The sequence below is a fragment of the Helicobacter pylori genome, from assembly GCF_011140715.1.
GTDB lineage: Bacteria > Campylobacterota > Campylobacteria > Campylobacterales > Helicobacteraceae > Helicobacter > Helicobacter pylori_DA.
In genome coordinates, this window is the sequence record NZ_SFZZ01000058.1 from 1 (window position 1) to 21,373 (window position 21,373).

At 40.4% G+C, this 21,373-nt stretch carries 15 protein-coding genes, 5 tRNA genes and 1 other RNA gene; 12 read left to right on the top strand and 9 right to left on the bottom strand.

The window, feature by feature from the left end; all coding sequences use genetic code 11:
- Positions 1-123: 123 nt before the first annotated feature.
- From sabA to lpxE, 3 genes are all read left to right on the top strand, one after another.
- Positions 124-2,196, top strand: a complete 2,073-nt coding sequence (sabA, locus tag EWZ81_RS05580) for a Hop family adhesin SabA/HopD (RefSeq protein WP_165549307.1) — start codon at positions 124-126, stop codon at positions 2,194-2,196.
- A 608-nt stretch (positions 2,197-2,804) separates the two neighbouring features.
- Positions 2,805-4,376, top strand: a complete 1,572-nt coding sequence (gene eptA / locus EWZ81_RS05585; RefSeq protein WP_021173188.1) for a phosphoethanolamine--lipid A transferase EptA — start codon at positions 2,805-2,807, stop codon at positions 4,374-4,376.
- A gap of 49 nt (positions 4,377-4,425) precedes the next feature.
- The gene (gene lpxE / locus EWZ81_RS05590) at positions 4,426-4,986 is read left to right on the top strand and encodes a lipid A 1-phosphatase LpxE (RefSeq protein ID WP_231630411.1); all 561 of its coding nucleotides are present in this window, start codon (positions 4,426-4,428) and stop codon (positions 4,984-4,986) included.
- 101 nt (positions 4,987-5,087) lie between these two features.
- On the opposite strand, the gene nspC is transcribed toward lpxE, so the two are convergent.
- The 3 genes from nspC to EWZ81_RS05605 all read right to left on the bottom strand — a co-directional run bounded on the left by nspC (position 5,088) and on the right by EWZ81_RS05605 (position 8,715).
- Positions 5,088-6,305: a carboxynorspermidine decarboxylase gene (nspC, locus tag EWZ81_RS05595; RefSeq protein ID WP_165549308.1), complete on the bottom strand. Its 1,218-nt coding sequence runs from the start codon at positions 6,303-6,305 to the stop codon at positions 5,088-5,090.
- Entirely contained in the window at positions 6,302-7,267 is a 966-nt protein-coding gene (gene cheV1 / locus EWZ81_RS05600; RefSeq protein WP_165549309.1) for a chemotaxis protein CheV1, read from the bottom strand. Before cheV1 ends, nspC begins: the two co-directional genes overlap by 4 nt.
- Before the next feature lie 107 nt (positions 7,268-7,374).
- Positions 7,375-8,715, bottom strand: a complete 1,341-nt coding sequence (locus tag EWZ81_RS05605) for a COG3014 family protein (protein ID WP_165549310.1) — start codon at positions 8,713-8,715, stop codon at positions 7,375-7,377.
- A 176-nt stretch (positions 8,716-8,891) separates the two neighbouring features.
- On the opposite strand from EWZ81_RS05605, the gene ffs reads away from it, so the two are divergent.
- Positions 8,892-8,989, top strand: an RNA gene (ffs, locus tag EWZ81_RS05610) — signal recognition particle sRNA small type.
- Between the two features lie 30 nt (positions 8,990-9,019).
- Here ffs and EWZ81_RS05615 read toward each other — a convergent pair.
- From EWZ81_RS05615 to dnaG, 6 genes are all read right to left on the bottom strand, one after another.
- Complete coding sequence (locus EWZ81_RS05615; RefSeq protein ID WP_165549311.1) at positions 9,020-11,383, bottom strand: VirB4 family type IV secretion/conjugal transfer ATPase; 2,364 nt, start codon at positions 11,381-11,383, stop codon at positions 9,020-9,022.
- Between the two features lies 1 nt (position 11,384).
- Positions 11,385-11,648: a hypothetical protein gene (locus tag EWZ81_RS05620; protein WP_000584956.1), complete on the bottom strand. Its 264-nt coding sequence runs from the start codon at positions 11,646-11,648 to the stop codon at positions 11,385-11,387.
- A complete protein-coding gene (locus EWZ81_RS05625) occupies positions 11,648-11,929 on the bottom strand; it encodes a TrbC/VirB2 family protein (RefSeq protein WP_001272690.1) in 282 nt (93 codons plus the stop codon). Before EWZ81_RS05625 ends, EWZ81_RS05620 begins: the two co-directional genes overlap by 1 nt.
- 144 nt (positions 11,930-12,073) lie before the next feature.
- Positions 12,074-12,901, bottom strand: a complete 828-nt coding sequence (locus EWZ81_RS05630; protein ID WP_165549312.1) for a DUF5718 family protein — start codon at positions 12,899-12,901, stop codon at positions 12,074-12,076.
- 92 nt (positions 12,902-12,993) lie between these two features.
- Positions 12,994-14,046 (bottom strand): MnmA/TRMU family protein, encoded by a 1,053-nt coding sequence (locus tag EWZ81_RS05635; protein WP_077644361.1) that lies wholly within the window; start codon positions 14,044-14,046, stop codon positions 12,994-12,996.
- Positions 14,043-15,722: a DNA primase gene (gene dnaG / locus EWZ81_RS05640; protein ID WP_165549313.1), complete on the bottom strand. Its 1,680-nt coding sequence runs from the start codon at positions 15,720-15,722 to the stop codon at positions 14,043-14,045. The genes EWZ81_RS05635 and dnaG overlap by 4 nt, the downstream gene beginning before the upstream one ends.
- A gap of 275 nt (positions 15,723-15,997) precedes the next feature.
- On the opposite strand from dnaG, the gene groES reads away from it, so the two are divergent.
- The 8 genes from groES to EWZ81_RS05680 all read left to right on the top strand — a co-directional run bounded on the left by groES (position 15,998) and on the right by EWZ81_RS05680 (position 21,372).
- The gene (gene groES / locus EWZ81_RS05645) at positions 15,998-16,354 is read left to right on the top strand and encodes a co-chaperone GroES (protein WP_000671958.1); all 357 of its coding nucleotides are present in this window, start codon (positions 15,998-16,000) and stop codon (positions 16,352-16,354) included.
- Between the two features lie 24 nt (positions 16,355-16,378).
- A complete protein-coding gene (gene groL, locus EWZ81_RS05650) occupies positions 16,379-18,019 on the top strand; it encodes a chaperonin GroEL (protein WP_001040281.1) in 1,641 nt (546 codons plus the stop codon).
- A 264-nt stretch (positions 18,020-18,283) separates the two neighbouring features.
- On the top strand, positions 18,284-20,329 hold the full coding sequence (gene hopZ, locus EWZ81_RS05655) for a Hop family adhesin HopZ (RefSeq protein WP_205250245.1): 2,046 nt from the start codon (positions 18,284-18,286) through the stop codon (positions 20,327-20,329).
- Between the two features lie 499 nt (positions 20,330-20,828).
- Positions 20,829-20,904, top strand: a tRNA-Lys gene (locus EWZ81_RS05660).
- Positions 20,905-20,914: 10 nt separating this feature from the next.
- Positions 20,915-20,989: transfer RNA gene (locus tag EWZ81_RS05665), tRNA-Glu, on the top strand.
- A gap of 41 nt (positions 20,990-21,030) precedes the next feature.
- Positions 21,031-21,106 (top strand) — tRNA-Val (locus tag EWZ81_RS05670).
- Between the two features lie 50 nt (positions 21,107-21,156).
- Positions 21,157-21,233, top strand: a tRNA-Asp gene (locus EWZ81_RS05675).
- Positions 21,234-21,296: 63 nt separating this feature from the next.
- Positions 21,297-21,372: transfer RNA gene (locus EWZ81_RS05680), tRNA-Glu, on the top strand.
- Position 21,373: the final 1 nt, after the last annotated feature.

Here is a 21,373-nt window from a genome sequence, read left to right on the forward strand (position 1 = left end):
TATCAAAATCCCATGAATTTATACTATATTAACGAAAGCTTGCGGTATGGTCTTACTTAAAGACACACTTCCGCAAGATTTACTAACAATTTCAATCTTATTTTAAAAAGTAAAGGAGAAAACATGAAGAAAAAATTTCTGTCATTAACCTTAGGTTCGCTTTTAGTTTCCGCTTTAAGCGCTGAAGACAACGGCTTTTTTGTAAGCGCCGGCTATCAAATCGGCGAATCCGCTCAAATGGTGAAAAACACCAAAGGCATTCAAGATCTTTCAGACAGCTATGGAAGACTGAACAATCTTTTAACGAATTATAGCGTCCTAAACACTCTCATCAGGCAGTCCGCCGACCCCAACGCTATCAATAACGCAAGGGGCAATTTGAACGCTAGCGCAAAGAATTTAATCAATGACAAAAAGAATTCCCCGGCGTATCAAGCGGTGCTTTTGAGCTTGAATGCGGCAGCGGGGTTGTGGCAAGTCATGAGCTATGCGATCAGCCCTTGTGGTCCCGGTAAAGACACAAGCAAAAATGGGGGCGTTCAAACTTTCCACAACACGCCTTCAAATCAATGGGGAGGCACTACCATTACTTGTGGCACTACTGGTTATGAACCAGGACCATACAGCATTTTATCCACTGAAAATTACGCGAAAATCAATAGAGCTTATCAAATCATCCAAAAGGCTTTTGGAGCAAGCGGGCAAGAAATCCCAGCCTTAAGCGACACCAACACAGAACTCAAATTCACAATCAATAAAAATAATGGAAACACGAATACGAATAATAATGGAGAAGAAATTGTTACAAAAAATAACGCTCAGGTTCTTTTAGAACAGGCTAGCACCATTATAACTACCCTTAATAGCGCATGCCCATGGATCAACAATGGTGGTGCAGGTGGTGCGAGTAGTGGTAGTTTATGGGAAGGAATATATTTGAAAGGCGATGGGAGCGCGTGCGGGATTTTTAAAAATGAAATCAGCGCGATTCAAGACATGATCAAAAACGCTGCAATAGCCGTAGAGCAATCCAAGATCGTTGCTGCAAACGCACAAAACCAGCACAACCTAGACACCGGGAAGACATTCAACCCCTATAAAGACGCTAACTTCGCCCAAAGCATGTTCGCTAACGCTAAAGCGCAAGCGGAGATTTTAAACCGCGTCCAAGCAGTGGTGAAAGACTTTGAAAGAATCCCTGCAGAGTTCGTAAAAGACTCTTTAGGGGTGTGCCATGAAGTGCAAAATGGCCATCTCCGTGGCACGCCATCCGGCACAGTGACTTCTAACACTTGGGGAGCCGGTTGCGCGTATGTGGGAGAGACCGTAACGAATTTAAAAGACAGCATCGCTCATTTTGGCGACCAAGCGGAGCGAATCCATAACGCGCGCAACCTCGCCTACACTTTAGCGAACTTCAGCAGTCAGTATCAAAAGCTAGGTGAACACTATGACAGCATCACAGCAGCCATTTCAAGCTTGCCTGATGCGCAATCTTTACAAAATGTGGTGAGCAAAAAGACTAACCCTAATAGCCCGCAAGGCATACAGGATAACTACTATATTGACTCCAATATCCATTCTCAAGTGCAATCCAGGAGCCAAGAATTAGGCAGTAACCCTTTCAGACGCGCCGGCTTAATCGCCGCTTCTACCACCAATAACGGCGCAATGAATGGGATCGGCTTTCAAGTGGGCTATAAGCAATTCTTTGGGAAAAACAAACGATGGGGTGCAAGGTATTACGGCTTTGTGGATTACAACCACACCTATAACAAATCCCAATTTTTCAACGCTTCTTCTGATGTTTGGACCTATGGCGTGGGGAGCGATTTGTTAGTGAATTTCATCAACGATAAAGCCACTAAACACAATAAGATTTCTTTTGGCGCGTTTGGCGGTATCGCCTTAGCCGGGACTTCATGGCTTAATTCTCAGTATGTGAATTTAGCGAACGTGAACAATTACTATAAGGCCAAAATCAACACGGCGAATTTCCAATTCTTATTCAATCTGGGCTTAAGGACCAATCTCGCCAGGAATAAGAGAAGAGGCACTGATCATAGTGCGCAACATGGCATGGAATTAGGCGTGAAGATCCCCACGATCAACACGAATTACTATTCTTTGCTAGGCACTACCTTGCAATACAGAAGGCTTTATAGCGTGTATCTCAACTATGTGTTCGCTTACTAAAAACTTAAAACTCCCTTTTTAAGGGATTTCTTTTTTAAACCCTCTTTTTAGGGGGTTTAATCTTTTTACGCTGACTTCCCACTCGCTTTTTAATCTTTTCATAAAGTTTTTATTTTTCTAAACTTTTTTAATTTTTTCCACCAAACAAAGTTTTTTGACTTCAAGCGTTAATCACAAAAAATACTCAAAGGCGTTTTTTACAATCTAAATAAAAATTAGCGTTATTCAAGCGATCATTTTTATAACCCAATGAAAACGCCCCAAAGTCAAGGACAAACCACCCACAAGGAAACCCCTAAGCTTTTTAGGCTTAGGGAACGCTCTTAGAAATTAGCGTTTCATCAAAAACACTACCTTAAACCAAGAAAAAGAAATTTCAAGGTATAATAGTTTCCAAGAGCGTTTGCCATTTTTACGCTTCATGGCATGCTCCTTATTTGGATTTGCCCCATATCCTAACTATGGGGCGTGATGAAATCCTACAACAAACGCGCTTTAAAGCTCTTAAACGCAACCACCCTAAAAAACGCTTTCCACCCTTAAAATAAACCATAAAATCCCCATACCTACGATATAATCATAAGATTGATTGATTTTAAGGGGCGTGTTTGACATCATTATTCCATCTGAAGTTTTTAAAGCCCCTAAGTTGTCTGCAAGCCGGTTTGCTCTATAGCCTTATTTTTGGCGTTTTATACCATTTCCCCTTATTCGCTTATGTTTATAAAGAAAGCAACCAGGTTAGTTTTATAGCCATGATTATTATCGTGCTTTTTTGCGTTAATGGCGCTCTCTTTTTGGCGTTAGGCTTGATCTCTGCTTCTTTGATGCGTTGGAGCGCGGTTGTTTTTAGTTGGCTCAATTCCGTCGCTTTCTATTTCATTAGCGCTTATAAGGTGTTTTTAAATAAGAGCATGATGGGTAATGTCTTAAACACCAACACGCATGAAGTTTTAGGCTTTTTGAGCGTTAAATTATTCATTTTTATCGTTGTTTTTGGGGTGTTACCTGGCTATATTATCTATAAAATCCCCCTTAAAAATTCTTCTAAAAAAGCGCCCTTTTTAGCGATCTTGGCGTTAGTGTTTATCTTTATCGCTAGCGCTTTAATGAACGCTAAAAATTGGCTGTGGTTTGACAAGCATGCGAAATTCATAGGGGGCTTAATTTTGCCCTTCGCTTATAGCGTGAACGCTTTTAGAGTGAGCGCTCTCAAATTTTTCGCCCCCACCATCAAGCCGCTCCCTCTCTTTTCGCCCAACCATTCCAATTCGTTTGTGGTGCTAGTCATTGGCGAAAGTGCCAGGAAACACAATTACGCCCTTTATGGCTATCAAAAACCCACCACCCCAAGATTAAGCAAACGCTTAGAAAATCATGAACTCACCCTTTTTAACGCTACTTCTTGCGCCACTTACACGACAGCGAGTTTGGAATGCATTTTAGATTCTTCTTTTAAAAACAGCTTGGGTGTTTATGAAAACTTGCCCACTTACTTGACTAAAGCGGGTATCAAAGTCTTTTGGTATAGCGCGAATGACGGCGAAAAGAACGTTAAGGTTACAAGCTATCTTAAAAACTATGAATTGATTCAAAAATGCCCCAATTGTGAAGCGATCGCTCCTTATGATGAATCCTTACTCTATAATTTACCCAACCTTTTAAAAGAACGCTCTAATGAAAATGTCTTACTCATCTTGCACCTTGCCGGCTCGCATGGCCCCAACTATGACAATAAAGTGCCTTTAAATTTTAGGGTGTTTAAGCCCTATTGCTCAAGCGCTGATCTGTCTTCTTGCTCCAAAGAAAGCCTGATTAACGCCTATGACAACACCATTTTTTATAACGACTATCTGTTAGACAAAATCATTAGCATGCTTGAAAACGCCAAGCAGCCCGCCTTAATGATTTATTTAAGCGATCATGGCGAAAGTTTGGGCGAAGGGGCGTATTATTTGCATGGCATTCCTAAAAGCATCGCCCCTAAAGAGCAATACGAGATCCCCTTCATCGTTTATGCCAACGATCTTTTTAAAGAGAAGCATTCCATCATTCAAACCCAAACCCCCATTAATCAAAACACCATTTTCCATAGCGTTTTAGGGGTGTTTGAAGATTTTAAAACCCCTAGCGCTGCTTATCGCCCTTCTTTAGACCTGCTTAAACACAAAAAAGAGTAAAATAACACTCATGAAAAAATTCTTATTTAAACAAAAATTTTGTGAAAGCCTGCCCAAAAGCTTTTCTAAAACTTTGTTAGCGCTCAGTTTGGGCTTGATTTTACTAGGCATTTTTGCGCCATTCCCTAAAGTCCCTAAACACCAAAGCGTGCCTTTGGCGCTTCATTTCACCGAGCATTACGCGCGCTTTATCCCTACGATTTTATCTGTGGCGATTCCCTTGATCCAAAGAGATGCGGTAGGGCTTTTTCAAGTCGCTAACGCTTCTATCGCTACAACTTTTCTCACGCATGCCACCAAAAGAGCCTTAAACCATGTAACGATCAATGATCAGCGTTTGGGCGAGCGCCCTTATGGGGGTAATTTCAACATGCCAAGCGGGCATTCGTCTATGGTGGGTTTGGCGGTGGCGTTTTTAATGCGCCGTTATTCTTTTAAAAAATACTTGTGGCTCTTGCCCCTAATCCCTTTAACCATGCTCGCTCGCATTTATTTAGACATGCACACCATTGGCGCGGTGTTGGCTGGGCTTGGCACTGGAATGTTGTGCGTGGGTCTTTTTACAAGCCCCAAAAACCTTAATCAAAAAACCTTAATCAAAAAACCTTAATCAAAAAACCTTAATCAAAAAACCTTAATCAAAAACCTAAATTAAAAACCTAAATTAAAAGCCTTAATTAAAAACCTTAATTAAAAGCCTTAATTAAAGCTTTAATTTCTGTTTTTATAATCTTCATAAGAAAAGCTTTTGAGGATCTTAAAACCTTGCGAGTCTATTTTAGCCAGGCTTGGCAGTGGCACGCCATTAAACGAGTTGTTTTTGACGATCGTATAATGGAGCATGTCTTGAAACACGATTTTATCGCCCCTTTTTAAAGGCGTTTCAAAGCTAAAGCTCCCCATAAAATCCCCCGCTAAACAGGTGGGGCCGCCTAAAAAGTAAGAAAACGCCCCTTGATTTTCACCCTTTTCAACTTCAATAATTTCTTCATCATTTTCTACAGAAATTTTAAGGATACTAGGGCGATAAGGCATTTCTAGGCAATCGGGCATGTGAGCGCTGAAAGAAGCGTCTAAGATCGCAATTTCTTGATCGTTTTGAACGATATCTATCACGCTTGCGATTAAAAACCCGCATTGCCACCCTATGGCTTCCCCAGGCTCTAAGATCACTTCTATATTGTGGTAGCGTTCTTTAAAATCCTTAATCGTTTGGATGAGTAAATTCACATCATAATCGCTCCTAGTGATATGATGCCCCCCACCAAAATTCACCCACGCCATGTTTTCTAAATAAGGCTTGAAATGCCTTTCCACATGCTCTAAAGTCCGGCACAAAGCGTCGGCGTTTTGCTCGCAATGCGTATGGAAATGCAACCCGCTCACCCCCTCTAAGCCATGCTCTTTCACCCCCTTTTCAAATCCGCTAGGCGTAATCCCTAACCGGCTCATTTTAGAGCATGGGTTATAAATCGCTGGGGTTACTTCGCTATAAAGGGGGTTAATCCTCAAACCCATTTTAATGGGGCTTAAGCCCAAGTTTTCTAATTGCTTGTTTTTGTCTAAAATCCTGTCTTTGTAGGTGGCGTATTGGTGAAAAGAGTTGAAAATAATGCTTGTCGCTAGGGGTAAAATCGCGCTCATTTCAGCCTCTTTAAAAGCCGGGCTATAAACGCAAATTTCCTTATGGCTCTCTCGCCCCCCAAATTCTTCAAAAGCGAGCTTAGCCTCATAAAGACCGCTCGCGCAACACCCGTTCAATTTTTGCCTCAAAATCCCAAACTCACGCCAAAACGCATACCCCTTTAAAGCGAGCAAGACCTTTGCCCCGCTTTGTTGGCGCACGATTTCTAAAATCTTGGCGTTTTTTTCTAAGCGTTCGCTCTCTAACACATAGCAAGGGGTGGGGATAGCGCTGTATTTTTTCATGCTAATTCCAAAAATTGCTTAACCACTCGCTGTATGTCTTTGGGGTTAGACTTGGAAATAAAATCATCGGCCTTTAAGCTCCTGGCCATGTCTTCATTAGAGCTCCCGCTCATAGAAGAATTGACCACGATAGGGATTTTTGAAGTCAAAGGATTGTTTTTAACCTGCTTGATCACTTCAAAACCGCTCGCTTCTGGCATTTCTAAATCGGTAATGATCAGGCCAATATTACTCACATCGGTTGTTGGGTTGAACAAATGCTCTAATAAGGTTTTACCATTGATAAAATCTATGTGCTTGACGCCCAGCTTGTCTAAAATCATTTGCATGGTTTTTAAAACGCTTGGGGAGTCATCAGCGAGCAAAACGCACTGGTTAGAATGGATTTTAGAAAGCGTTTCTAAATCGCTGTGTTTTTCATCTTCAATCCAAGGGAACACGTCTATAAGCATTTTTTCAATATCCACCACTTGCACCAAGCGCCCGTCAAAATAGCGCGTGCGGCTCACGAGTTTGTTATTGCCTGCAGATCCCCCTAACCCAGCGCTTTGCTCCATTTCAGTCCATTTCTTGCTCAAAATCCTATCCGCTTCATAGATCCTAACCCCTATGGTCCAGCGAGAAAACTCACAAATCATGACAATATCGTCTTCGCCCTTGTCTTTTTCTATCCTGTAAGGGCGTAAATCCTTGCTCTTGTTTTGGCTGTCATAATAAAACCATTTTTTCATGTCAATCAAAGGAATGGTGAGCTCTCTTATAATGATCAAACCCTCAACGAGCGAATTGTTTTCGTGGCTGATGATGGTGAGATTGCCATGGTATTTCACCACTTCACGGATCTTAAAGACATTGACCGCATACAAATCCTTGTTTTTACCCAGCCTGAAACACAACAATTGCAACTCGTTATTTTTATGCAAACTCGTAACTTGATCAATGCCCGCTAAACTATCAGCCATGACTTCCCCTTAATTTAGGTTTTCGTATCGTTTTATAATTATATCGTGTTTGTGTTTAATGCCAACGACACTTAAAAACTAAAATTCCTTTGGTGGGGGTTTTGAAATCATTTTAAACGACTCAAAACAAACCCGTTTTTAAAACTGCGCACATATAAAATATTATGGCGGTTAGAGCAAAAGATTTGTGGGGCTGCTACAAACCCAGAAAGCAATTCCCTAGCGTCAATGACTTTAGGGTTTTCAAGCGATCTTTTACAAGGCTTTAAGGAAAACGAAAAAGCGTCAATAGAATCAGCTCGAACTTCATAATTTTCAAAGGCTTTATTTTTGATACGCATGAGATAGATTTTATGGGCAAAAATGCTCGTGTTTCTGGTGTCTGCAAAGGTGCTCACACCTGAATACAACGAAGTTACTAACCCGCCAACAAACCCCAAATAATAGTTCGCCACCGCTTGCATGCCCACCTTAAAAGTAGCCGATAAAATGGCTCTGGTGATAATGTAGGGCAATTGCTTCCTAAATTCGCTAGCGACCACCGCATCTATTGAGGCTAAAGTGTCAAAGGGCGTTACTTTTTCTCCATCTTTGAGGGTGAAATTTTGATAAAACGCTTCCCCTTTTTCTAGCTTGGGCAAGGCTATACTCACGTTATAAACCGAATCGATCATAAAAATAGGCACATCAATTTTAAATTCGCTTTTTTGCGGCTCTTTACCATCTTCAATGATGATCCAAGTGAAATGGCTCCTGTTAGGGTTTTTGAAAAAAACCAAGTCTTGAGCTACAAAAGGGCTTTGACTGATCCCATAGGCTTCATTAAGATAGCCTAATCCCTTATTCTTATCCCCATTTAAAGCGTAAAACAACCCTGAGAGATACGAAACCGCCGGGTTAAGCAAGCCTTGATAAGCTTCGTATTGGTCTAAATTAGAATAGGTGTTGTTTAAAATCTCGCTCACTTCTACCCTAGAGCGTTCCATATTAATATTGTGCTTTTTGCTAGAATCGATCTCTTTAATGGCTTTTTGCACTTCCTCATAATAAAATTCTTTAGCCCTGCGTTGGCGTTCGTTCGCGCGGTTGAATTGCACCCTAGCTTTCGCGCTATCGTTTAAAAGCATGTAGTCTATCGCTTTGTAATAATTGATTAAAACGCCCTCATAAATATTCCCCCCATAAGCGCGCACATTATCATTGATCATGGTAGCACCCACATAACCAGCCCCTCTTGTGAAAGCGTTTTGGGTTTTATCAAAGCGTTGCTCGGCTTGATCTAACACCCCTAAAGAAGTCTGGTAATCTCTGGCGTATAAAGCGCTCAAGCCGTTTTGCAAGTCCCATAAAAGAGCGTTCTTTTTTTTCTTAGTGAATTGTTTGGAATATTCATAAGCTTGTTTGGGGCTTTCTTCATAATAGAGCGTGTTAAAATGTTCTAAGTCCATACGATAGCCTATGCAACCTGTTAATGATATTCCTAAAATTACCGACATCAACAGAACGAATATTTTCAATCTAACCCTTTTAATTTTTTTGCTTGTTTGCTTGACTAATTTGAGCGTATCATAACATTTTTAATGAAAACATAAGCTTTTTATGGTTAAAATGATCCCTAAGCTCTTATTTAGACCTATGCAATAGGACTTTAGGGTAACGCTTCAGGGTAGGAATACAGCAGAGTCCCTTAATTTCTTGTGTGCCTTAGCCATCTGAATAGGAGTGTTTCAAAATGATATTGACTTTTTTAAACTAACTCTTCAAAAGTTTCTCACGCCACTCTGTAGGGTAGTCTTTTTGTAACGCTTTCACTTTATTGACATGACTAGAATCTGAATTAAAGATTTTCAAATAACGCCCCAAACCCTCCAAACTCACATCAATCATGTTAGAATTCCCGTTACCCAGATTTTTGACTAAAACCTGCCTGGCATACAAAGGGGTGTTTTCTAAAAATGAAATTTCAGTCTCGCTCAAAGGCACATTGAAGTTGTGTTTCAACTCCCTAGCGTTTTTTTGCGGATACAAAATAAGAGTCCCCATGTTGCTTAAAAAACTATGGGCGTTTTTGACCCCGCTGAGTTGGTAAATGTCTTGCAAAGCCAACACCACCACGCCATTAGCTTTCCTGGCTTGCGTGATTAAAGCGTTGATTTTAGTGTTCAACAAATCGTTTTCCACATAGGATTTAAATTCGTCTAAAAAAACCAAAAACCCGCTGTCGTTTTTCCTGGACTCTTCTAAGATCTTATAAAACAAATAATAGGCTAAAAGCCCTAAGTCTTTAGGGTTTTGGGTGATCGCATCTAAGTTGATTACATTTAAAAAAGCGTTGGAGTTGAACGCGTCATTCAAAGCGTTAAAAAGGGGGTTATTCAAATACGGCTCTAAACTCAAGCTTAGTTGGTTAGATGAGGTTCTTTTAAGCGTTTCTTTAAAGTCTAGCAAACTAAAGGCTTTAGGGTATAAGGTCTCATAAAGGCTCTTAATTGCGCTAAAAACCGCATTCATGTCTTCTAAAGCTTCTTTATCCCTTGAAGGGGCAAGATCCAACATGCTCAAAAAGAAGGATTGCAAAAATTCTAAATTCTGCAAATTAGGCTCTAAACAAAAGGGGTTGATGCTAAAAGATTGGCCGTCATGGTAATGCCCTTTAAAAAATTTTGTGAAAGAATACAGCCCTTGCATCCTATCAAATGCTAAAAGGTGCATGTTTTGGTATTTCAAAGCACTCATCATTAAAAAGCTAATCAGCGTGCTTTTACCGCTCCCGGTAGCCCCTATGATTAGAGTATGCCCGTTCACTCTGGCGATTTCTTTAGCGTTGTTGTGGCTCACTTCTTGGTTGTGGAAATTGAATAAAAAAGGGGAATAATCCAAATTTTTAAACACGCTCAAAGGGCTATTCCCCCATGAATTAGCCTTAAAGCCTAAATTTTGCCTTTCAAACACCATCAAACACGCCAGGGCTTTAGAGGTTAAAAACCGCAAGCGGTGGTTCAAATGGATGCGTTCAGGGAAAAAGGAAAAATACCCCCCTTTCAAGCCAAAAGTTTCTATAACGCCCACTAAGTTTTCTTTAAATAAAAGCCCTAAAATTAAGCTGGTTTGAGCGTCTAAATCCTCTAAACTGGGGGCTTTAATAAGAATGTTTAGGGCGAATTTTTGCATGGATAGGCGTTTGGTTTTGACTAATTCTTGGTATTCTAACAGCTCGTTTTTAACGAGATTAGACATGCTAAACTTGGCTCTCTCTTTTAAAAAACTCAGTGTTTTATGCACGCTCATAGGCTCTATGGAAAAGATAATATCTAGTGGAGTCTCTTGGTATAAAAGCGCTCCCACCGCTATAGAAGTGATGCGTTCGCTCTCATAAGCCTTAATGCCAATCAAGCGGTTATAGGTTTTTTGATTAAAGCTTTCTTGAATGAAATAATCTTTTTCAAAAGTGGTAGAACTAGCGATATAGCTATCGCTCAAATACCCCCCTACTAGGGGTTTTAAAGGGAGATCAAACCCATTAATGTATTCTGCATAAAAATTCAAAACCTCTTTAGAGCTTAAGAGTTTGGGGGCATAATTTTTGAGCTGGATTTCTAGGCTTTTTAAAGTTTCTTGCAAAAAATGCACTTTATAAGAGAGAATATCCTTAAAATTTTCCCTATTAGCGTGCATGAAAGATTTTTTCTTATGCTCTAAAACGCCCTGTAAAGAGTGCGCGCTTTCTAAAACCAAAAAATACTGATTCTCATACACTTCTTTATTTTCAAATTGATTCAAGATCGCTTGCAAGTATTGAGAATCAGATTGAATGTTTTGTTGGTGATCAATTTTACGCCTTTTAACCACCAGGCGCGCCACGACTTTTTCTAAAGAATCCAACGCCATTTGGCGCTCGGTGAAAAGATCTTGCAATTGCTCTGTGCTTAAATGGGTGTAACTCACCCCCTCTAAACGGAGGATACCCACTAAGTTTTCGTTTTTAGTGAGTAAAAAATGTTCATCATACAAGCCTAAAATGTTGTTTTCTTCGCTCATAGAATAGCTTTTAGGCAAAACCCCTAAAAAATAGTTTGAAACTTTTTGTTTGATAGCGCCTAAAAGCTTTTCTAACATTCTACGCTCTATAACATTTGGTTTTAGTCTTTATTTTGCTTTTAGCCACAATAATATCTGCAATGTCTTCATCAAAAAATTCCAGCACGCTAAAGAGCGCTAAAAACCCTAAATACAATAAAAAAGCGCTCAACAAATCAATCCAAGGGAGCAAAATAAAAGGCGCAAAAACAGAAATCAAATAAGACTTAGCGTTCAGCCATAAAAATTTTTCTTTAACCGAAATTTCACGCAAATTCTTCACGCTCGCTGAGAGGATAATCATTAAAAAATTCCCATAAACCAATTCGCCAAACTCGGGGCTTTAAAGAATAAAAAAATCCCAAACACCACGCCAAGGATCGTGAATAAAATCTCTTTCCACCGGTCTAAATTCCTCCACACATAAATAGCGATCCCTATGAAAATCACCATTAAAATCCCCTTAGCGATGGGGCTTTTGAGCTGGGCTTCTAGGGCGTTAAAAAACCCTTCTAAGCCTTCAGCGAACAAACTTGAAACGCACATGCCTACTAAAAAAACGATTTTTAAAAAATGAGCGGACATCAAAACCCTTCTGTTTAATTTTAATTAACTTTATAACGCTTTATTATCTCAAAAAAACCATAAAAATCCTCTAAAAGGGGGTCAAAAGGGGTGGTTTTATCTTTAAAAGGGGTAAAAAAGCAAAGCTAAAGAGAAAAAGCCTTACTACTCTACGATTTGATAGACATAAGAAAGATTAGCGTGTTCTTTGGTTTGTAGGGCGTCCTCTTCTAAGAGGTTTTGAATCTTTTCAAAGCTGTATTGTAAATGGTTGTAAGCGATAATCACCACCTCATCGCCTTTTTGCAAAAAATGCTCTTGCGCAAAAGGCATATAAGGGGTAGCTCCGATCGCAAAAACCATTTTAGTAGGGAAGTTATGGCGTTCTAAAAAAGGTCTTAAAGCCTCTAAAGAATCGCCATCTTGTTGGTGGTTCAATCTGTCTTTGATCCAATCTAAGAGTTTTTGATAAAAAAACTCGTATTTGAGCAATTTGCTGTTTTCCCCATAAATGTGCCAAACATTGTCGTATTTCAAAAAAGACGCGATAGAAAAATTATTGCACACCCCCCCATAAACAAACCTGTCAATAGGCAATTTCTGCCCTATACCTTTAGAAGCCGGTGAAAAATTCTTTTTTTGGGAGAGTTTTGTGGCGTCTAGATTGCGCACAGAAGCGTCGTTAAACGCCATGAAAAAATTAGGCACAAGCTTGGTTACCAAATGTTTTTCATCATACTTAACGTCGCATTCTAAAGCGATTTCTGGCTCTGCTTGCACCTTCAAATCCAAATCACTAGGCAAAATAATCTTATGGTTATTAATGCAACAACGCCCCAAATAGCAATTTTCATAGGGGATATAAAAAGGGAATAATCCCTTAGGGGCGTCCTTTTCTTCGCTTTTCATGTTAATAAAACTATGACTCTCTCCTGCTTGCTCCAAATGCCCTGCAAAATTCCCCACCACACCAAAACCTAAAAACTCTTGCATACAGACCTCCTAGCAAATCGCTTAACGCTGATCAGAACTTTTTCCATTATAGCATAAAAAGAAAACCCCTAAAAACTCTCAAAAACTCCCTTTTAAGCGAATAAATACTCTCTAGCGCTCTCTTTATCCAAAGGGTAAAGCTCGCGCTTTTCGTTCCCTATTTGAATGAGGTAAGCTTGATTTTTTAAAGTCTTAGCATAGCCTAAAGCGATACGGCCGGCCAATTCTTTATCTTCTTTGCTGGCGTTTTTATCCACCAAACTCAAAGGGCCCTTACAGCCTAGCAATTCAATCTTATCCATTAAGGGGTGTTGAATATCCAATTTATGGTTTTCTTCTTCATTCCTTGCCACCACCAAACGAGCGTTATGGGGTAAGACAAAATAACGCCCAACTTTAACGATCACGCTGTCTTCAAACACCATTTCTCTGTATTCTTTCAAATTCTTAATTTTATTGCTCACTTGAATGTCCGTAAGCAAGCACCCCCCACCCGGCTTTTCATAATATTTCAAGCCATAATCTTTGATCATTTGCAATTGCCTAGCGCGCCCCCTACCGCTCACATCTAAAAGCTTTTCTCTATCAACCCAACCCTTTTTTTCCATAAAAGTAGGCTCTAAGAGTTTAGCGCTCATGGGCCTTAAGAGCAATTCGTCTAAAAATTGAGGCTTTTCACCGCTTGCTTGCGTTCGGTCTAAAATAAGATCAAAACGAGCCTCTTCGCCCACTTCTCTGACTAGTTTCCTCACCTGATTGAGCGCTTCTTTCCTTTGGGATTTAGGGCGTTGCCCTAGCACTTCCCCGCTCAAAACAAAATCCGCGTTCAATTCAAGCATTTTATAAAACGCGTTCCTAAACATGTTGGCATGGCAGTCAATACAAGGGTTGAAATATTTCCCATAGCCGTATTTGGGCTTGAACAACACGTCGTTAAAAAACTGCTCTCTAATATCGCACACCAAGAGTTTAGCCCCGATTTGTGCGGTGGCGTTTTCAAAATACTCTCTTTTATCTTTATTCCCCCCAAACCCTATATTAAAGTGCAAAGCGGTTACTTCAATGCCTTGATCAATGAGTAATTTCATGGACAACAAACTATCCAACCCCCCACTAAATAGGGCTAAAGCTTTTATTTGTTTCATATGGCGACTAATTCTCCTTGTTTTAATTTTATAATGGCCTGGCGAATCTTTTTCAAACAGATCATTTTTTCGCTAAAAGGGAGCGAGCTTTTAGGGATTTCTTTGAGTTGGCGCTCAAAATAGCGCAAAATCAACAAACGCAATTCCTTTTCAAACCCCCCTTTTTTTAGGGGTAAATTCGCATCTAATAATAACGCAACTAATTTAGGGTCGTCTAATTTTTCTTGACACAAAGCGTCAAATTCTTGTTTTTTATGCAAGAATATCCCACTATGGATATAACCCACCGCTAAATCCAACAAGCTCCTATCTTCTAAAAGGTAGCGGATCACCAATTTTTCTAAAAATTCCAAACTGGGCGTGTTAGAAACATGCGCGAACTTTTGAGGGCGATTAGGTTTTTCTGTTTTGGGGTAAAAAGGCTGAAAAGAAACTGGCTCTCTAATCCCTAAAACATGCAAAGGCGCTTGCAAAAGCGTAGCGATTAAGGGCTTGTATTCATTTTGTAAAAGCAAGGAAAAGTTTTTCAAAAACCCTAACATTTCTTTAAGGGCTTTATCTTTTTCTAAAGGATCGTCTAAAAGATAAGAACCAGCCATGTGCCTTAAAACAAATTCAATGAAAGCCATGGGGCGCGATAGCCAATTTTTTAAGGTTTCAATCTGATGATTAGCGATCATATCCGCTGGGTCTAGGTTGTTTTCAAACAAAATCACCCCCCCTTTCCTTTGCTCTTTAGCCAACATCAAGCTCGCTTTATAAGCCGCATTCCGCCCTGCCTTATCCCCATCATAGCTTAAGAGGATTTCTGGATCGCCTTTTTTAAGCAAGGGCAAATGCGATGGCGTTAAAGCTGTCCCAAGCGTGGCTATGGCGTTTTTAAAACCCGCTTGGTGTAATAAAATCACATCCAAATACCCCTCGGTTACAATGACTTGCTTTTGTTTATAGATGTGTTCTTTAGCCAAATGATAGCCATAGAGCAAACTGGATTTATCAAAAAGCTTACTTTGGGGCGAATTGATATACTTGGCCGCTTTTTCTTTTAAGGTACGCCCTCCAAAGCCCACCACTTGAGCGCTAGGGCTATAAATAGGGAACATGATGCGATCCAAAAAGCGCAAATAGGTTTTATCCTCTTTATCGCTCTTGCCTAACACGCCTAATTCAATGAGCTTGTCCTTATTCAAGCCTTTATTTTCAATGCCGTAATCAATTCTATTCGTGCATAAGCCTAACTTAAACGCTTTGATGCTCTCCATGCTAAGCCCTCTTTTTTGCAAATAATTCAAAAAAAACGGGGCGTTAAAAAGCTCTTCTTGATATAACGAGCTCACCATTTCTAAAAGGTGGTAATCTTCTTTATGATCGTAATAAGCGCTTTTGTCATACTCTAAAGCTACATTGAATCGGTGGGCTAATTTCTCAAGCGCTTCCACAAACGAAAGCTTTTCAAACGCCATCACAAATTTAATGCTATCCCCGCTCGCCCCACACCCAAAGCAATGGTAAAACCCTTTAATTTGATTGACGCTAAAACTCGCGCTCCTTTCTTCATGAAAAGGGCAACAAGCCATGTAATTAGAACCTGATTTCCTCAAATCCACATAAGAGCTAATGACTTCTACAATATCTATCGTTTGCAAAAGGCGATCAATGGAACTTTTAAGAATCATTTTTCATGCTTTCTTCATCTTGCTTTCTTGTTGTAACTCGCTTGAATGAATTATACTCAATAAATAAAATCTTTATTGATAACGCCCCCTTTTCTAATCCTTATATTTTTAAACTAATGAAACTTTATACAAATAGACTTAATAAGCCTTATAGTTATATTATTAGCTTTGTTTTTATGGCTTGACTTATCCCTAAAAATGCGCTATAGTTATGTCGCTTAAGAATACTAAGCGCTAAATTTCTATTTTATTTATCAAAACTTAGGAGAACTGAAATGAAGTTTCAACCATTAGGAGAAAGGGTCTTAGTAGAAAGACTTGAAGAAGAGAACAAAACCAGTTCAGGCATCATCATCCCTGATAACGCTAAAGAAAAGCCTTTAATGGGCGTAGTCAAAGCGGTTAGCCATAAAATCAGCGAGGGTTGCAAATGCGTTAAAGAAGGCGATGTGATCGCTTTTGGCAAATACAAAGGCGCAGAAATCGTTTTAGACGGCGTTGAATACATGGTGTTAGAACTAGAAGACATTCTAGGCATTGTGAGCTCAGGCTCTTGTTGTCATACAAATAGTCATGACCATAAACATGCTAAAGAGCATGAAGCTTGCTGTCATGATCACAAAAAACACTAAAAACATTATTATTAAGGATACAAAATGGCAAAAGAAATCAAATTTTCAGATAGTGCAAGAAACCTTTTATTTGAAGGCGTGAGACAACTCCATGACGCTGTCAAAGTAACCATGGGGCCAAGAGGCAGGAATGTGTTGATCCAAAAAAGCTACGGCGCTCCAAGCATCACCAAAGACGGCGTGAGCGTGGCTAAAGAGATTGAATTAAGTTGCCCGGTAGCTAACATGGGCGCTCAACTCGTTAAAGAAGTAGCGAGCAAAACCGCTGATGCTGCCGGCGATGGCACGACCACAGCGACCGTGTTGGCTTATAGCATTTTTAAAGAAGGTTTGAGGAATATCACGGCTGGGGCTAACCCTATTGAAGTGAAACGAGGCATGGATAAAGCCGCTGAAGCGATCATTAATGAGCTTAAAAAAGCGAGCAAAAAAGTGGGCGGTAAAGAAGAAATCACCCAAGTAGCGACCATTTCTGCAAACTCCGATCACAATATCGGGAAACTCATCGCTGACGCTATGGAAAAAGTGGGTAAAGACGGCGTGATCACCGTTGAAGAAGCTAAGGGCATTGAAGACGAATTAGATGTTGTAGAAGGCATGCAATTTGATAGAGGCTACCTCTCCCCTTATTTTGTAACCAACGCTGAGAAAATGACCGCTCAATTGGATAACGCTTACATCCTTTTAACGGATAAAAAAATCTCTAGCATGAAAGACATTCTCCCGCTACTAGAAAAAACCATGAAAGAGGGCAAACCGCTTTTAATCATCGCTGAAGACATTGAGGGCGAAGCTTTAACGACTTTAGTGGTGAATAAATTAAGAGGCGTGTTGAATATCGCAGCGGTTAAAGCTCCAGGCTTTGGGGACAGGAGAAAAGAAATGCTAAAAGACATCGCTATTTTAACCGGCGGTCAAGTCATTAGCGAAGAGTTAGGCTTGAGTCTAGAAAACGCTGAAGTGGAGTTTTTAGGCAAAGCCGGAAGGATCGTGATTGACAAAGACAACACCACGATCGTAGATGGCAAAGGCCATAGCGATGATGTTAAAGACAGAGTCGCGCAAATCAAAACCCAAATCGCAAGCACGACAAGCGATTATGACAAAGAAAAATTGCAAGAAAGGTTGGCTAAACTCTCTGGCGGTGTGGCTGTGATTAAAGTGGGCGCTGCGAGTGAAGTGGAAATGAAAGAGAAAAAAGACCGAGTGGATGACGCGTTGAGCGCGACTAAAGCGGCGGTTGAAGAAGGCATTGTGATTGGGGGCGGTGCGGCTCTCATTCGCGCGGCTCAAAAAGTGCATTTGAATTTACACGATGATGAAAAAGTGGGCTATGAAATCATCATGCGCGCCATTAAAGCCCCATTAGCTCAAATCGCTATCAATGCCGGTTATGATGGCGGTGTGGTCGTGAATGAAGTGCAAAAACACGAAGGGCATTTTGGTTTTAACGCTAGCAATGGCAAGTATGTGGACATGTTTAAAGAAGGCATTATTGACCCCTTAAAAGTAGAAAGGATCGCTCTACAAAATGCGGTTTCGGTTTCAAGCCTGCTTTTAACCACAGAAGCCACCGTGCATGAAATCAAAGAGGAAAAAGCGGCCCCAGCAATGCCTGATATGGGTGGCATGGGCGGTATGGGAGGCATGGGCGGCATGATGTAAGCCCCCTTGCTTTTTAATACCATTTTTTATAAAAGCCCTCTTCTTGGGGGGTTTTTATCTCACAAAACCGCTCGTTTTGAAAAACATGCAACAAAAAATCTCTGTTAAGCTTTTATCATTAGCGCTCTATTAAAATAAAATCTAAAAACTCTTTCCAATACCACCCAAACAAACGCGCAAAAAATGCAAAATTCTAAAATTTTCTCTAAATGACAAAAAAAAAAAAAAACGATTTTGCGCTACAATGTTCCAAATACATCCTTAATGTATAAAATTCCAATCACTCAATTTAATTCCAAGGAGAATATTTATGAAAAAAACCTTTTTACTCTCTCTCTCTCTCTCGCTTCATCGCTTTTAAACGCTGAAGACAACGGCTTTTTTATAAGCGCGGGCTATCAGATCGGTGAAGCCGCTCAAATGGTGAAAAACACCGGCGAATTGAAAAGACTTTCAGACACTTATGAGAATTTGAGCAACCTTTTAACCAATTTTAACAACCTCAATCAGGCGGTAACGAACGCGAGCAGCCCTTCAGAAATCAATGCTGCGATCGATAATTTAAAAGCAAACACGCAAGGGTTAACTGGCGAAAAAACCAACTCCCCAGCGTATCAAGCGGTGTATTTGGCACTCAATGCGGCGGTGGGGCTGTGGAATGTGATAGCCTATAATGTCCAATGCGGTCCTGGTAAGAGTAAGCAACCAAGCGTAACCTTTGAGGACCAACCAGGGCATGCTTCAAGCTCCATTAATTGCAACTTAACCGGTTATAATAATGGGATTAGCGGCCCTTTAAGCATTGATAACATGAAAAAGCTTAACGACGCTTATCAGGTTCTCCAACAAGCGTTAAAACAAGGGGTGCCCGCTTTGAACGACACGAATCAAAAGATAGAAGTCAAAGTAACAACGCAAACTAATGGGCAAACTAGTAAAAAAACTACTACTACTACTACTACTAATAACGCTCAAACCCTTTTGCAAGAAGCCAGTAAAATGATAAGCGTCCTCACTACAAACTGCCCATGGGTCAATCACAATAAAGGGCAAAATGGGGGCGCGCCGTGGAATTTAGATACGGCAGGGAATGTGTGTCAAGTTTTTGCCACGGAGTTTAGCGCCGTTACTAGCATGATCAAAAACGCGCAAGAAATCGTAACGCAAGCTCAAAGCCTTAACCAGCAAAGCAATCAAAACGCGCCGCAAGATTTCAATCCTTACACCTCTGCTGACAGAACTTTCGCTCAAAACATGCTCAATCACGCGCAAGCGCAAGCCAAGATGCTTGAACTAGCCGATCAAATCAAAACCAATCTTGACACTATCCCAAAACAATTTGTATCAAATTACTTGGCAGCTTGCAGAAGTGATGGCACAACACCTAGTCAAGGGGTTACTAACAACACTTGGGGAGCCGGTTGCGCCTATGTAGAAGAGACGATAACGGCTTTAAATAACAGCCTTGCGCATTTTGGCACTCAAGCAGAGCAAATCAAGCAATCTGAGTTGTTGGCGCGCACGATACTTGATTTTAGAGGCAGCCTTAGCAATTTGAACAACACTTATAACAGCATCACCACGACCGCTTCAAACACGCCTAATTCCCCATTCCTTAAAAATTTGATAAGCCAATCCACTAACCCTAATAGCCCCGAGGGCTTAAAGACTGTTTATCAAGTCAACCAGAGCGCTTATTCGCAATTATTAAGCGCCACGCAAGAATTAGGGCATAACCCTTTCAGACGCGTTGGCTTAATCAGCTCTCAAACCAACAACGGCGCGATGAATGGGATCGGCGTGCAAGTGGGCTACAAGCAATTTTTTGGTGAAAAAAGAAGGTGGGGATTAAGGTATTACGGCTTTTTTGATTACAACCATGCCTATATCAAATCCAGTTTTTTCAATTCAGCCTCTGATGTGTTCACTTATGGGGTAGGGACAGATGTCCTTTATAACTTTATCAATGATAAAGCCACTAAAAACAGCAAAATTTCTTTTGGGGTGTTTGGGGGTATCGCCTTAGCCGGCACTTCGTGGCTTAATTCTCAATATGTGAATTTAGCGACATTCAATAATTTCTATAGCGCTAAAATGAATGTGGCGAATTTCCAATTCTTATTCAACTTGGGCTTGAGAATGAATCTCGCTAGGAATAAGAAAAAAGCAAGCGATCATGCGGCTCAGCATGGCGTGGAATTAGGCGTGAAGATCCCCACCATTAACACAAATTACTATTCTTTGCTAGGCGCTCAACTCCAATACCGCAGACTCTATAGCGTGTATTTGAATTATGTGTTCGCTTATTAAAAGCTCGCGTTAAACCCTTTGTGAAACTCCCTTTTTGAACCCTCTTTCTTTAGGGGGTTTAATTTTGAAGCCTTGTTTTGAACTCTCTTTTTTAAACTCTCTTTTTTGGGGGGTCAAGCGTAAAATTCACCCCTATCCCTTTAGAAAATAAAATAAAAGAAAATGCGTTTTACAACAAAATAAGATCTAAAACAATAAAACAAAAACCCATTTTTTAAAAATGAAATTTTTTAAACAAAAAAAGCATTAAATCCCAATAATATTTGTTAGATCTTGATAAAAACAAAGCTTTTTAAAACCCCCAAAAACAATACTAACCAATAACCAAAACGCATGGCGTTTATTGTGATCCTTATGGCATTAAAGCGCAATCAAGTTTTTATTTAAGCAAAAGCTGTTATGCCGTTTTAAGAGCGTTTCGTTTCTATGAAAACCGCAATATTTTTCAATTATTCTTGACAAGCGTTAAAAAAAATTGTATCATTATCTTTTTTTGTGAGACCCGTTAGCTCAGCTGGTAGAGCAATTCCCTTTTAAGGAATGGGCCGTTGGTTCAAATCCAACACGGGTCACCATGAGCATCGTGGCTCCTTCATCTAGTGGTTAGGATACCACCCTTTCACGGTGGTTACAGGGGTTCAAATCCCCTAGGAGTCACCACTCTTTTATACGGGTTTAGTTGGATTTTATCTCAATATTTTGGTCGCTTAGCTCAGTTGGTAGAGCGCTACCCTTACAAGGTAGATGTCATAAGTTCGAGTCTTATAGCGACCACCATTTTTGACTTAGCTTCAAGCATGCGTTTTTAGGCTATGGGGCTTGGATAGGGAGCGGTAGTTCAGCTGGTTAGAATATCTGCCTGTCACGCAGGGGGTCGCGGGTTCGAGTCCCGTCCGCTCCGCCACCAAGAACTTTTTAAATCATTTTCTACGCTTTATTTTCAATACAATAGTCAATCGTTAAAAATGACCCTTTCATCTAGTGGCCAAGGATACCACCCTTTCACGGTGGAAACGGAAGTTCAAATCTTTCAAGGGTCGCCAC